Source organism: Paenibacillus thermotolerans (genome assembly GCF_028745515.1).
GTDB lineage: Bacteria > Bacillota > Bacilli > Paenibacillales > YIM-B00363 > Paenibacillus_AE > Paenibacillus_AE thermotolerans.
In genome coordinates this window covers 1-14,251 of record NZ_JAQZSG010000031.1, presented here as the reverse complement: position 1 = coordinate 14,251, position 14,251 = coordinate 1, and the positions used below count along the sequence as shown (strand labels likewise).

Genomic DNA, 14,251 nt, shown 5'->3' with positions numbered 1-14,251 from the left:
GTACCCCTGATCCCCTAACGATGGATGCCTTCGGATGTTCTCCGGTGGTTCTATCACATGATATGTCGGCCGGGTGAATCGTGAGAGGGCGGTAGCCCTCTTTGTTTTTGAATTGTAGGAGTGGTCGGGAATGGACGTATTTTTGCTGCATGCGGGTCAGCCGGGAGTCCGCAGGCTGCTCGATCGGGTCGGCGTGGCGAACGGAAGACGGCCGCCGGGCGCGCGCGACGGCCGGACGCTTTACGTGCTCCGGTGGCTGGAGGGCTCCGGGGCGGCGGAAGAGGAAGAGGGGGGAACTCCTTCCTGGAATGGCGTTCGCGTGCTTCAGCCGGCATCGGCCGTTCGATTGGCCTCCGACAGGAAAGCCAGGGAAGCCGCCTTGAAGCGCAACGGAGTCAACCTGTTCCGACCTGTCCAAGGCTCATCCGGAATCCGGCGGCAGTTCGTTGTTCCCGTGTTTCAGCTGGAGTCGCTCGGAGTGTTCTCGCAAGGCGGCCCGCTTGGCGCGATCAAACGACTGCACTCGGCGTCGGATCCTGAGCTTTCCGAATGGAACGGCGGACAGACGTCCCGTTCCTTATCCGGTTCACGGGCTGAACGCGAAGCGATAAAAGCCGTCTATTCGCTCGGACTCGATTACGGCATCGTCACGATCGTTTCGGACGAAACGGGGGCTGCCGCCGTAGCGGATGTGAACCCGTACCCTCCAAGCGAAGAGGAGTTTGTCGACCGGTTCGCCGCGGCGATCGGACGTCTTCAGGAAGGTCTTGCCCGGGAGCGGCAGCAAAGCGCGCCGATCCTGCTTGGTACGGATCCGGAGTTTGTGCTTCGGAGGAAAGGCGCGGACGGAAAAATTGTGATGGCGTCGCATTTTTTGGAGCGGAAAGGATCCGCAGGCTGCGACAGCATACGAATCGGCGACCGTCTTATTTATCCGCTGGCCGAGCTTAGGCCTGCGCCCGCAGCGGAGCCGAGCGAGCTGTTCCGCAATTTGTATGCGGCGATGAAGCTGGCCGCTGAGAAAATCGATGACGCAACCATCGAGTGGCTTGCCGGCGGCATGCCCTCAGGCGGGCTAGCTTTGGGCGGCCATATCCACGTAAGCGGGTTATGGCTGCATAGCGATCTCCTCCGGGCGATGGACAACTACGTTGCGCTGCCTCTCGTCCTGCTGGAGGACGTAACGACGAAGCGCCGTCGTCCGCGGTACGGCGCACTTGGAGATTTTCGCCGCCAATTTCACGGCGGCTTCGAATACCGGACGCTCCCCTCGTGGATCGTTACGCCGGTTCTTGCTATGGGCGTGCTTGCCCTTGCGCGAACCGTCTGCGATCATTACCGCGAGCTCGGGCAGCGTCCGCTTGAGCGTGCGGATTTGCAGGAAGCGTACTACCGGGGCGATCGGGAGCTTCTGAAGGAAGCCGCTTTGCGGCTTTGGCGGGAGCTGGAGCGGACGAACGGCTATGCGCGGTACGGGAAATATTTGAACAAGCTGAAACGAAAGCTGGAGAACGGCGAGAGGTGGAACGAGCAGAGCGACGTCCGGCTTGCATGGAAATTGCCTCCTTACCGTGTTTAATCCTGCGGGAAACTGGCGTTTCATGGTATAATAGGGGCAATCTATGCATTAAAGGACGTTGACCATTCATGACACCCAAATATACTCCGATGATGGAGCAGTACTTGTCCGTCAAGGCGCAGGCGCAGGACGCTTTCTTGTTCTTTCGTCTGGGAGATTTCTATGAAATGTTTTTTGAAGACGCGGTGCTTGCTTCTCGAGAGCTGGAAATTACGCTGACAGGCCGCGACGCCGGGGCGGACGAGCGGGTGCCGATGTGCGGCATTCCTTATCATTCGGCGGAAGCATACATAACGAGATTAATAGAGAAGGGCTACAAAGTAGCAATCTGCGAGCAGGTCGAAAATCCGGCCGAAGCGAAAGGCGTCGTGCGCCGGGAAATCGTGCGCGTCATTACGCCGGGAACGGTCATGGACGGCAAAGCGCTTCCCGAGAAGTCGAACAATTACATCGCCACGGCGGCTAGAGGCGCCGGCGGCATGGCGCTTGCCGTCTGCGATCTTACGACCGGCGAGCTGTACACTTCCGCAACGGGGGGATCTCCGGCCGAGCTGGCGGACGAGCTGAGCGTGTACAACGTGAGCGAGGTCGTCGGCGAAGCGGCGCTGCTGGGACTGCTGTCCGACGCGATGGCGGAACGGTCCCGGCCGGCCGTGTTTACGCCGCGCGAAGCGGGGGCGGGTGACGAGTCGCTGCTGCTCAAGCAGTTTCCACCCGCGGAGATCGCCGCGCTGAACCCCGTTCAGCGGCTGGCGGTTTCCCTCATGCTGTCTTATTTGCACGAGACGCAAAAAAGATCGCTAACCCACATTGGATCGATTCGTGCTTACGAGACGAACGCGTACATGACGCTCGATCCGTTCACGCGAAAAAATTTGGAGCTGACGGAGACGGTCCGCGACCGGTCGAAGAAGGGCTCGCTCTTTTGGCTGCTCGACCGCACCGTTACGGCGATGGGCGCACGGATGCTGAGGCGCTGGATGGACAAACCGCTGCTCAGCGTCGATGCGATCAACCGGCGGCTCGACGCCGTCGAGGCGTTCCACCGCAACGTGCTGCTTCGCGATGAGGTCCGAGAGGCGCTGAAGCAGGTGTACGATCTGGAACGGTTGGCGGGGCGAATCGCTTACGGAACCGCGAATGCGCGGGATTTGAACTCGCTAAGGTCGACGCTTACGGTCGTGCCGCAGCTGATCGAGCTGTGCGCCGGCTCCGGCACGGAAGCTCTGGGCGATATTGTCGGCGGCGCCGACGATTGCGGAGATGTGCGAGGGCTGATCGAAGAGGCGATTCATGAAGAACCGGGCGTATCCGTCCGGGAGGGCGGCATCATCAAGGACGGCTATCATGAACGGCTCGACCGGCTGCGCGAGGCGAGCGGGAACGGGAAGCGCTGGCTCGCGGAGCTGGAGCAGGCCGAGCGCGAAGCGACGGGCATCAAGTCGCTCAAGATCGGTTACAACAAGGTATTCGGCTACTACATCGAAGTAACGCGCTCGAACCTCGGCATGGTGCCGGAGGGCAGGTACGAACGGAAGCAGACGCTGGCTGCGGCGGAACGCTTCATTACTCCGGAGCTGAAGGAGAAGGAAGCGCTCATTCTCGAAGCCGAGGAAAAGACGGTCGAGCTCGAATACCATTTGTTCGTCGAGGTCAGAGAGCGGATAGCGGCGGAAATTCCAAGGCTGCAGCGCCTTTCGGAGCAAATCGCGGCGATCGATGCGCTTCAGTCTTTGGCGACGGTTGCCGCGGAAAACCGGTATACCCGCCCCCGCCTGCATGACGGGTACGACATGCACGTCGAAGAGGGCAGACACCCGGTCGTTGAATCGGTGCTCGCGAGCAACACCTTTATCTCGAACGAGACGACCTTCGAACGGGAAGGAACGAGAGCGCTTCTGATTACCGGCCCGAATATGGCGGGCAAGAGCACCTATATGCGCCAAGTCGCATTGATCTCCATCATGGCTCAAATCGGAAGCTTCGTGCCGGCCAAGAAAGCGGAGCTGCCGATCATCGACCGGGTATTTACCCGAATCGGCGCCGCGGACGATTTGGCCGGCGGGCAAAGCACCTTCATGGTGGAGATGCGGGATATTCAAGCGATGATCGCGAAGGCGACGCCCAAAAGCCTCGTGATTATCGACGAACTGGGCAGAGGCACGTCGACGGGCGAAGGGATGGCGATCGCGCAAGCGGTCATCGAGCATCTGCACGAGAAGGTTCACTGCAAGACGCTGGTGTCGACGCATTACCATGAGCTCGCACATCTGGAGGAGACGCTGAAGCATCTTTCCAACGCCTGCATGGCCGTGAAGGAAAGCGGCAATCAAGTGACGTTCTTAAGAAAGCTGATCAAAGGGGCGGCGGATTCCTCCTACGGCATTTACTGCGCTCAGCTGGCGGGACTGCCCGATGAGATTATTAACCGGGCTTACTCGCTGCTTTCCGAGTTTGAAGGCCGGGGAGCCGCGCGCGATACGGTTCGTGCCGCCGCCCGTCAATCCGCCGCCGCATCCTCGGTGGAACAGCTGGACCTGTTCCAATCGTGGCGCGATCCGGAGGCGGAGAAGCGCAGCGAGAAGGCGAAGGAAATGATCGATACGCTAATCGGGGCGGACTTGCTCAACATGACGCCGCTGGAAGCGATGCAGCTGCTGTTTGAATTAAAGAAAAAGGCCCAAGAATAAACGGCGGCGCCGTCTATAACGACGGAGGGCCGCAAACCGTGAAAATGACCGCATAGGAGTCGACGCTACAGATGGGTATCATTCGTGTGCTGGATGAGCATTTGGCCAACCAAATAGCAGCCGGAGAAGTGGTGGAGCGCCCTTCCTCCGTCGTGAAAGAATTGGTGGAGAACGCGGTGGACGCCGGCAGCACGACGGTGGACGTCACGGTGGAGGACGGCGGGATCAAGCTCATTCGCGTCGTCGACAACGGCTCCGGAATGGAGCCCGACGATTTGCGGGCGGCGTTTCAGCGCCACGCGACGAGCAAAATCCGAACCGGCAAAGATTTGTTCGCGATTCGCAGCCTGGGCTTTCGAGGCGAGGCGCTGCCCAGCATCGCCGCCGTCTCCCGGGTGGAATGCATCAGCTCTACGGGAGAAGGCGGACTCGCCTATCGAATCGCGATCGACGGCGGGGCCGAGCAAGCGTTCGAGCCGTGCGCCGGGCTGAAAGGCACCGATTTTCGCGTGAACGACCTGTTCTTCAATACGCCGGCCCGGCTCAAATATATGAAAACCGTACAGACCGAGCTCGGCCACATTACCGATTTTATGTACCGGCTTGCATTATCCCGGCCGGACGTGGCGTTCCGGCTTCATCATAACGGGACGCAGCTGCTCGATACGCTCGGCGGCGGCGAGCTGCTCAACGCGATCGCCGCGGTGTACGGAACGTCGACGGCAAAGCGCATGGTTCCCGTCCGGCTCGATACGCCGGATTACACCATCGACGGATACATAGCCAGGCCCGACGTCACGCGCTCGAACCGGAGCGGCATTACGGTCGTCGTCAACGGCCGCGTCGTCCGCAATTACGGCACCGCGCAGGCGATCGTCGCCGGGTATCACACGCTGCTGCCCGTTCACCGGTTTCCGCTTGCGGTGCTCCATATTCGGATGGAGCCCGGCCTCGTGGACGTGAACGTGCATCCGGCGAAGCTGGAGGTACGCTTCAGCAAGGAGCTCGAGCTGTCGGAATCGATTACGTCCGCGGTGCGCGGCGCGCTTAGCCGCGAGACGCTGATTCCGAGCGGACTGTCCGCGCCGCGCGAGCGGAAGCCGGCTGCGGCGCAGGTCGTACAGGAAGAGTTGAAGCTGTACGGAGCGCCCGCGAAGAAGCCGGGAGACGGCGGGCAGGTGTGGAACAAGCCTGCCGGCTCCGGCGGTTGGAAGCCCGCGTCGGCACCCTCGGCACCATCGGCTCCGCTATCGAACACGGCTCCGTTCTCGCCCCCGCCGCAGACGGCCTCGCGCCCCTCCTACGGCGGCGAAACAAGGACGCGGGAGCTGCGGGCCGCCGAGACGGAGCGCAAGCTGACGCCGTCCGAAGCGACGCGCTTGCTCCAAGCGATGGCTCCGGCAGCGCCTGCCGTTCCGTCGGCGGCCGCCGACTCGCCTGAGCAAACTGCCGCCGGCGAACGGGCTGCCCGTCAGGAGCCGATGCGGGAAGCGGTCCGCGAAGCGGCGCCGGGAGCAGCGGAGTCGGACGAAGGCGCCGTGCGGTTTCCGAAGCTGCATCCGATCGGGCAAGCGCTCGGCACGTATATCGTCGCGCAGAACGAAACAGGCGTATATTTAGTGGACCAGCACGCCGCGCATGAGCGAATCAATTACGAATACTATTTCGAGAAATTCGGCAAAGGCGCCGGCGCCAGCCAGCTGACGATGCTGTCGCACGTGCTGGAGTTTACGCCGTCGGAATCGCAGACGATTCGCTCCAGATTGCCGTTGCTTGAGTCGGTCGGGGTTTATTTGGAGCCGTTCGGCGGGAATACCTTTAAGGTACGCGCCCATCCCGATTGGTTCCCGCAAGGGGAAGAAACAGAGCTCATCGAAGAAATGTCCCAATGGGTGCTCTCGGAAAAAAGCCCCGACGTGGCCAAAATAAGGGAAGCTTCGGCGATCATGTGCTCGTGCAAGGCGTCGATTAAAGCGAATCAAGCGCAGACGATCGCCGCCATGGAGGCGCTGCTGGATCGTTTGGCGGAGTGCCGAAATCCGTTTACGTGCCCGCACGGCCGTCCGATCGTCGTACACTTCTCGATGCGGGATTTGGAGAAAATGTTCAAGCGAGTGATGTAATTGCAGCAAATCGTTGTTACAACGCCATATGACCCGCCGCCGGAGCTGATCGAACGGTCCCGCAAGGCGGCTGCCGAGCTTGGCGGCCAATGGGTCGCAAGACGGGGAATGTCGCTGTCCAAGCTCGAAAGCCGGTATGCCCCGGAGCATCTGGTCGTCGTCGGCCAGGAAGGAATCCAATGGCACACCGGCGGCGCCGGCGGAAAGCCGTTCTTCTTTCATCCGGGACTAAGCGTCGTCCGCATCAAGCGGATGATGGACGGACAGAAGGACGCGATGCTTGCGGCATGCCGCTTCGAGCCGGGAGATGCGGTGCTCGATTGCACGGCGGGACTCGCTTCCGATTCGATCGTGTTTTCGTACGCCGGGGCCGGGCGTTCGGAAGTAACGGCGCTCGAGAGCCGATTTCCGCTTTATTATGTCGTATCCGCAGGCTTGCGGTCGTATACGGCGGAGCTTGAGCCGATTACGGAGGCGATGCGGCGAATTCGCGCCGTTCATGCGGATCATCTGGCCTACTTGGCCGCTCTTCCGGACCGAAGCGCCGACATCGTTTACTTCGACCCGATGTTTCGTGATCCGGTCCATGCGTCCTCCGGCATTTCGCCGCTTCGGGCGCTGGCCGACGAACGGACGCTCTCGCATGAAGCGGTGCGCGAAGCTTGCCGGGTTGCCCGCAAATGCGTCGTCCTTAAAGAATTGCGGGATTCCGGGGAGTTCGAGCGTTTGGGGTTCTCGGTCGACTCGCGCAGCCAATCGAAGATCGCATACGGAGTGATTTTGACTTGAAGCAGCGTCTGATTGCAATTGTCGGCCCAACAGCCGTGGGAAAAACCAAATACAGCTTAGCCGTCGCGAAGCTGCTGCCGTCGGAAATCATATCCGGCGACTCCGTGCAAGTGTACCGCGGCATGGATATCGGCTCCGCCAAGGCGACGCCCGAGGAACGATCCGCCGCCGTGCACCATATGATCGACATCCTCAATCCCGACGAGCCGTTCGCGGTATCGGATTTCCAAGACCGCACAAGGGAGCTCATCGCCGAAATAAACGGCCGCGGCCGTACCCCGCTCCTGGTCGGAGGCACCGGGCTTTATGTCGAGTCCGTTGTGTACGGGTATCAGTTTACCGACGCCCCCGGTGACGAGGAGGTTCGAGCGCGTTGGAGCGCACTCGCGGACGAGCGCGGAACGGCCGCGCTGCACGCGGCTCTGTCCGAGCGGGACCCGGTCTCCGCCTCCCGCATTCACGCCAATGACCGGAAGCGGCTCATTCGGGCGCTCGAGATTATAGAGCTTACCGGAGGGCCGCTTGCCGAACAGACCGCCAAACGGGAAAAGCAGTCACCTTACGATCTGATCATGATCGGACTGACGATGGACCGGGCGCTGCTGTATGAGCGAATCGAACAACGCGTGGATGCCATGGTGGAAGAAGGTTTGGTGGAAGAGGTTCGAAATCTGCTCGGCAAAGGGTACGGCAGGGACCTCGTATCCATGCAAGCGATCGGCTATAAAGAAATCGCCGCATATGTGGAGGGCGACATGTCCTTGGACGAGGCGGTTACCCTTTTGAAACGAAATACGAGAAGATTTGCAAAGCGGCAGCTGTCATGGTTCCGAACGATGCCGCAAATCCATTGGATCGATGTGACGGATGCAAATTTTGGTACACATATGGACGAAATTAATGATATAATATCCGCAACGTATCAGTTGCCGTAGAAATCAACTTGCCGCCAGGGCATAGGGGGATACACTAATGAACAAGACCATTAATATTCAGGACACGTTTTTGAATACGCTGCGCAAAGAGAATATCCCGGTAACCGTTTATTTGACGAACGGCTTCCAAATCCGCGGCGTTATCCGCGCCTTTGATAATTTCACGATTGTCATCGACAGCGAAGGCCGCCAGCAGATGGTCTATAAGCATGCGATCTCCACGTTCCAGCCTCAGCGCAACGTTTCGCTCGCATACGAGACAAGCAGTGAAGGGTAATGGTTAGTTGAAACTTTTTGCAGGCTGTTACGTCTAAATAAGTGCACCGGAGCAACCCGTTCGGGTTGTTCTTTTATTTCAACAGAGAAAAAAAGGTGCAACATGGGATGAGGGGTGGTCAAACGTGAAAAAGCGTAAATGGCTGTTCGGGTTTATGTCGATCGTCACGTTAGGGCTGTTGCTGTTTATCGTAGGGTATGCGGTTATTTATTTGAACGGTCAGAAGCTGCTGATGGAAAACCTCGGCAAGCTCGATATGGCCGAAGCGACGATCGTGTACGACAAGAACGGGAAAGAAATGACGAAGCTGCTGGTGGAAAACCGCGAGCTCGTCACGCTGGATCAAATTCCGGATAAGCTGGAGGAAGCGGTCGTCGCGACGGAGGACCAGCGGTTCGGCGAACATAGCGGGATCGATCTATGGTCGATCGGACGCGCAATTTATAAAGATATTCTTCATCGGGATCTGGTGGAGGGCGGCAGCACCATCACCCAGCAGGTAGCGAAAAATATGTTCTTGACTGCCGACAAGACGTTTTTCCGGAAAGCGACGGAAATGTCGATGGCGCTGGCTCTGGAGAACAATTTCACCAAGGAACAAATATTGGAAATGTACTTGAACCGTATTTACTTCGGCAACGGTACGTACGGAGTGAAAGCGGCGGCGAAATACCATTTCGGCAAATCCGACTTGGAACAATTGAACCTGCTTGAGATCGCGGTGCTGGCCGGCATCCCGAAAGCGCCGGAGACGTATTCTCCGACGAACAACCCGGTCAAGGCAAAGGAGCGGGCCGCAATCGTCCTTCAGCTGATGGAGGATCAAGGCTACATCACCGAGCAGGAACGCCGCGAGGCGCTGAACAGCGAGCTTGGGAAACCGTCGGCGACGACGAATAAATCCGCTTCGGCGGTTAGAGATTATATTTTGTCGCAGGCCGAACAAGTAACCGGCCTTTCCGAGCAAGAGCTGAGGATCGGCGGATATAAAATTTATACGACGGTCGACAGTCAGGCGCAGAGAGCGATGGACAACGCATTTGCGAATCCGGAGCTGTTCCCCGAGGACGGGCCGAAACAGAAAGCTCAAGGGGCAATGGTCATCGTCGACGTGAAGACGGGCGGCATCGCGGCGATGAACGGCGGCCGCGATTATGTGGCCAAAGGGTTGAACCGCGCGCTTGCGAACCGCCAGCCCGGCTCTTCCTTCAAGCCGGTTGCCGTATACGCTCCTGCATTGGAGACGGGAAAATATACGCCGTATTCTATGCTCAAGGATGAGAAGACGGATTACGGCAGCTATAAGCCGAGAAACTTGAACGGCAAATACGCCGGCGAAGTGACGATGCTCGAAGCGGTAAAAAAATCGATCAACTCGCCTGCCGTTTGGCTGCTGAACGAAATCGGCGTCAAAACGGGAATGAAATTTGTAGAGAGCCTTGGAATCGACCTTGCGCCTGAGGACCGAAATTTGGCAATTGCGCTGGGCGGCTTGACGCATGGCGCGTCGCCGCTCGAAATGGCCCGCGCATACGGCGCTTTCGCCAACGGCGGCAAGCTTGCCGAAACGCATATTATTACGAAGGTCGAGGATTCGGCGGGGGTCGAGCTGTTCAGCTATAAGCCGTCCGCTAAGAAAGTGATGAGCGAACAAACGGCTTACTACACGACCGTTCTTCTTCAATCCGTCGTCCAAAAGGGCGGCACAGGCGTGAAAGCGAATTTCGGCCGTCCGCTCGCGGGCAAAACCGGTACGACGCAGCTCGGCATTAAAGGGGTGAAGGATTCGAGCGGCAACCGGGACATTTGGTTTGTCGGCTACACCCCGGAATATGCGGCGGCCGTTTGGATGGGCTTCGACGAGACGGATAAGGAGCACTTTGTGAAGTCCGGAAGCGGCGTGGCGGCGCAAATGTTTGCGAAGGTCATGAGCGAAGCGCTGAAAGGTCATAAGGAAACATCCTTTACGCGTCCGGAAGGCATTGAAGATGCGAAGAAGCCGCCGGCGGCGATTCAGGATTTGCAGGGCATGTACGATGCGGAGCGCTTGGAAGCGGCGCTTTCTTGGACCGCATCGACGGAAAAAAATGCGGAATACAAGCTGTATCGCAAAGAAGCTTCGGAGGAAGCGTTCCAGATGATTGTGCCTACGGATTCGACGCAGGTCGTCGATATTTCGCTCGAGCCGGGGAAGACGTACCAGTACTATGTAACAGTCGTTACGGAGGACGGAAAGCTGGAGAGCGCGCCTTCGAACACGGTTGAAATCACCGTTCCTGCGGAAGGCGAAGGAACCGACGGCGGACTGGATCTGCCTGATCTAGACGATGTGCTGCCTGGCGGGGAAGATCCGAATACGGGCACCGGTAGCGGCGGGACGACTCCGGGCGGCACGGGCGATAACGGGCTGCCAAACGGCGGCCAAGGCACCAATAACGGAGGCACCGGCGGCGGCGCTACGAACGGGAACGGAACGGGCAGCGGTTCCGGTACCGGAACGAATGGCGGCGGCACGAGTACGGGCGGCAGTACCGGCGGTACCGGCAGTCAAACACCGGGAACGCCGAATGCCGGCGGTACCGATAATGGCGGCGCGCAAGGCGATGGAACGATCGTCGATGAAATTATCGATGCGCCGGCCGGATTATAAGGGGATAGGTGCGGCTTGGGCGAATGCCCGGCCGCACTTTTTTTTGCTCGTTGTGAAATCGGCGGTTGCCGATTACAATGGTGGATGGTGGACAAAACAGACAAAAAAAGGGGAGTTATGATGGAGAGATTGTTGCGGTTAACTTTATGTTTGGTGCTGGTGGCGCTGCTTGCGGCGGCATGCGGGCAGAAGGAGCCGGAGCGGCAAACGAGCTTTGAGAAGCCGCCCGAAATGGAAATCGACACGAACAAAACGTATGAGGCTAAAATCGAAACGACCAAAGGCGATTTTACGATCGAACTGTTTGCCGAGGATGCCCCGGTTACGGTCAACAACTTTGTTTTTCTTGCGCGTCACCGCTATTTTGAGGGAATCGTATTCCACCGTATCGTTCCGGAATTCGTCATCCAAACCGGTGACCCGACTGGCACGGGCTACGGCGGACCGGGCTACGCATTTGAAGACGAGCTGAACAGCCCGCACAAGTACGAACCGGGCATTGTCGCTATGGCGAACAGCGGTCCAAATACGAACGGCAGCCAGTTTTTTGTTTGCACGGGCGAAGCGAGTATAACGCTGAACGACAAACCCGATTACACGATTTTCGGAAAAATCAAGGACGGTATGGATACGGTGCTGGCGATCGGAAACACGCCGGTGAACGGAGACGTGCCGCTGGAGCATGTGAAGATCGAGAAGGTTACGATAACGGAAAAGTAACGGATCACACGGACAGTTGTGTACCGGAGGGCGCTGGAATTAGCGGTGAACCTTTGGCGGACGGCTGTCTTTCTTTTTGCGGGAACATTTTATCAAATTTGTCTATGAAACATCCTGTTGCCTCTATTGTAAACAAGCCGAAGAATGATTACAGTTTCGATATCCGAACATTCGATTTATGAAAGAAGGGCTGCCGATGAACTCGCCGAAATTGTCCAAAGCGGACATCGACTTTTATAAGGAACATGGGTATTTGATCGTAAGAAATTTGCTGAGCGATGAAGAATGCGACGAAATTATCGTCAGAGCCGAAGATGTCGTGCTCGGAAAAGTCAATTTGGCCGACGGCAACGGAATTTGGTACGAGCCCGAGGCGGTGGAGAAAGGTTACGTATCCCCGGAGCGGCCCAACCCCGACTATTTGTTTAAAATCGGCCATTCCATGCATCAGACCGATCTCGTATTTCGTTATTATGCGATGCACGACAAAATTGCGGATGCGTTGACCGACTTGATCGGTCCCGATATTAAATGCGTTCAAAGCATGTATATCGATAAGCCTGCGAATTTAGGGGTGGGACAACCTTACCATCAGGATTCGTATTATTTGAAGACGGAACCGGATACGTTGACAGCCGTATGGATCGCTTGCGACGATGTCGACATTGCGAACGGCTGCCTGCATGTCGTACCGGGCAGCCAGAAGGATGAGATTCACCCGCATGAAACGCCTCTCGATCCGAAGCAGAGAGTTCATTTTTTAGAGGTAATGAGCGCGCGGGGGAAAGCGGAGGTCGCCTGCGAGTTGAAGAAGGGGGATGCGGTCTTTTTCCCGGGCCGTCTGCTGCACCGTTCCGGCAACAATCATACGTCCGACCGGCACCGGAGGGCGTACGTCCTGCACTATGCCGACGCCAAATCGAAAGGAATCGGCGGTTCGCCGAAAAATCCGCATTTGCTCGTAAGGGGACGGCAATACCCGGGCTGCCTGTAATGTTTGAACTATTTATTTTGTTACCTTGTTCAACATAAAAATGGGCGGGGTCGTCATATTTATATAGTTAAACGCCCACACCGTTCACAGATTTCTGGGCTTTTGCGTATAATGCTAGCACCTTACTGAATGAGGTGAGCCCATGACGAACCGCGTAAGCTTGAAAGAAACGAGCAATATCGAACGTTCCCGAAAAATTCAAGTCGTACTCCGGAATCAAGAGACGGCCCCTGTCCATGCGCCGCAACCCACCCCTGCGGTTCATCCGAAAACATTGTTGCTGCAAAGCCCCTTCGGCGATATTTTCCGAGAACTTGACAACATGATCGGTTTGGATAACGTGAAGGAGCTTGTTTACGAAATTTATGCCTTGCTGCAGGTTTCCCAATATCGGGCCGATGCCGGACTGCAAACGAAAGCGCACGTATACCATATGATTTTTAAAGGGAACCCGGGAACGGGAAAAACGACCGTCGCCCGAATCATTGCAAAGCTGTTTCATCGTATGGGCGTATTGACCAAGGGGCATTTTATTGAGGTGGAGCGCGCCGACCTTGTCGGCGAGTACATCGGACATACGGCATTGAAGACAAGGGAATTGGTCAAAAAGGCGCTAGGCGGCATTTTGTTCATTGATGAAGCATACAGCTTGGCCCGCGGGGGCGAGAAGGATTTCGGAAAAGAAGCGATCGATGCCTTAGTGAAAGCGATGGAGGATCACAGAGAAGATTTTGTCCTCATTTTGGCCGGCTATTCGGACGAAATGGAGCAGTTTTTGGAGCTGAATCCCGGGCTTCCTTCGCGGTTTCCGATTCAGATCGATTTTGGCGACTACACCATTGACGAGCTTTTAATGATCGGCGAGCTTATGTCGAAGGAGCGGGATTACGTGCTGCTGCCGAGCACAACGCAGAAGATGAAGCAGCTGCTTATGGAGGAGAAGGCGGTGTTTTGGCGGTCGTTCAGCAATGCGAGATTTGTGCGCAATATGCTGGATAAGGCGATTCGCAATCAGTCGGTCCGGCTGCTGCACCAATATCCGACCGTCCCTTCGAAGCAGGAGCTGATGACGCTTCGTCCCGAAGATATTCGACGGCAGTCGTGAGTAAGGCTGCTCTATTACGGAGTCCTTCCCGGCGCGGGAAGGGCTCAGTTGTTTTTGCCGAGGTACGGCGTATTCTCGCTGTAATTTATTACCTGTTGATTATCGGCTTCCAGGGTGGTAAACTCTATTCTTGTGGCCGCGATTGAGCGACGGCAATCACGAAGCTCATGAATAAAGCGAACCGATATGGTAAAAAATAAAGGTTGCGCGGTTCGTTGAAACGTGATAAACTGAAATTCCTGTCGCTGAAAAGGTGGCGGGAGACGAGTAAGACAAGCTTGCTCCTTGAAAACTGAACAACGAGTGCATACGCTGTTGCTGCGAGTCATCGCGGTAACATTATAAAAGTAAGTCAGCTTTTAAATCATGAGTTCAGATATGAACTTCTC

10 protein-coding genes are annotated in these 14,251 nt (G+C 57.2%); all 10 read left to right on the top strand.

Annotated elements, in window-relative coordinates; translation table 11 throughout:
- Positions 1 to 130: 130 nt before the first annotated feature.
- The 10 genes from PT964_RS20750 (at position 131) to PT964_RS20705 (ending at position 13,862) form a co-directional block, all read left to right on the top strand.
- Positions 131 to 1,579 carry a putative amidoligase domain-containing protein gene (locus tag PT964_RS20750; RefSeq protein ID WP_274365266.1) on the top strand — a complete coding sequence of 483 codons (1,449 nt, stop codon included), beginning with the start codon at positions 131 to 133 and terminating at the stop codon, positions 1,577 to 1,579.
- A gap of 68 nt (positions 1,580 to 1,647) precedes the next feature.
- Complete coding sequence (gene mutS / locus PT964_RS20745; RefSeq protein WP_274365265.1) at positions 1,648 to 4,269, top strand: DNA mismatch repair protein MutS; 2,622 nt, start codon at positions 1,648 to 1,650, stop codon at positions 4,267 to 4,269.
- A 71-nt stretch (positions 4,270 to 4,340) separates the two neighbouring features.
- The gene (gene mutL / locus PT964_RS20740; protein WP_274365264.1) at positions 4,341 to 6,392 is read left to right on the top strand and encodes a DNA mismatch repair endonuclease MutL; all 2,052 of its coding nucleotides are present in this window, start codon (positions 4,341 to 4,343) and stop codon (positions 6,390 to 6,392) included.
- Positions 6,393 to 7,181, top strand: coding sequence for a class I SAM-dependent methyltransferase (locus PT964_RS20735; RefSeq protein ID WP_337995054.1), 789 nt, complete (start codon positions 6,393 to 6,395; stop codon positions 7,179 to 7,181).
- A complete protein-coding gene (gene miaA, locus PT964_RS20730) occupies positions 7,178 to 8,116 on the top strand; it encodes a tRNA (adenosine(37)-N6)-dimethylallyltransferase MiaA (RefSeq protein WP_274365263.1) in 939 nt (312 codons plus the stop codon). The genes PT964_RS20735 and miaA overlap by 4 nt, the downstream gene beginning before the upstream one ends.
- Positions 8,117 to 8,153: 37 nt before the next feature.
- Positions 8,154 to 8,393 carry an RNA chaperone Hfq gene (hfq, locus tag PT964_RS20725; protein ID WP_274365262.1) on the top strand — a complete coding sequence of 80 codons (240 nt, stop codon included), beginning with the start codon at positions 8,154 to 8,156 and terminating at the stop codon, positions 8,391 to 8,393.
- A gap of 124 nt (positions 8,394 to 8,517) precedes the next feature.
- Positions 8,518 to 11,043 (top strand): transglycosylase domain-containing protein, encoded by a 2,526-nt coding sequence (locus PT964_RS20720; protein ID WP_274365261.1) that lies wholly within the window; start codon positions 8,518 to 8,520, stop codon positions 11,041 to 11,043.
- Between the two features lie 117 nt (positions 11,044 to 11,160).
- A complete protein-coding gene (locus PT964_RS20715) occupies positions 11,161 to 11,763 on the top strand; it encodes a peptidylprolyl isomerase (protein WP_274365260.1) in 603 nt (200 codons plus the stop codon).
- 196 nt (positions 11,764 to 11,959) lie between these two features.
- Positions 11,960 to 12,757 (top strand): phytanoyl-CoA dioxygenase family protein, encoded by a 798-nt coding sequence (locus tag PT964_RS20710; RefSeq protein ID WP_274365259.1) that lies wholly within the window; start codon positions 11,960 to 11,962, stop codon positions 12,755 to 12,757.
- 142 nt (positions 12,758 to 12,899) lie between these two features.
- A complete protein-coding gene (locus tag PT964_RS20705) occupies positions 12,900 to 13,862 on the top strand; it encodes an AAA family ATPase (protein ID WP_274365258.1) in 963 nt (320 codons plus the stop codon).
- The last annotated feature ends 389 nt before the right edge of the window (positions 13,863 to 14,251 follow it).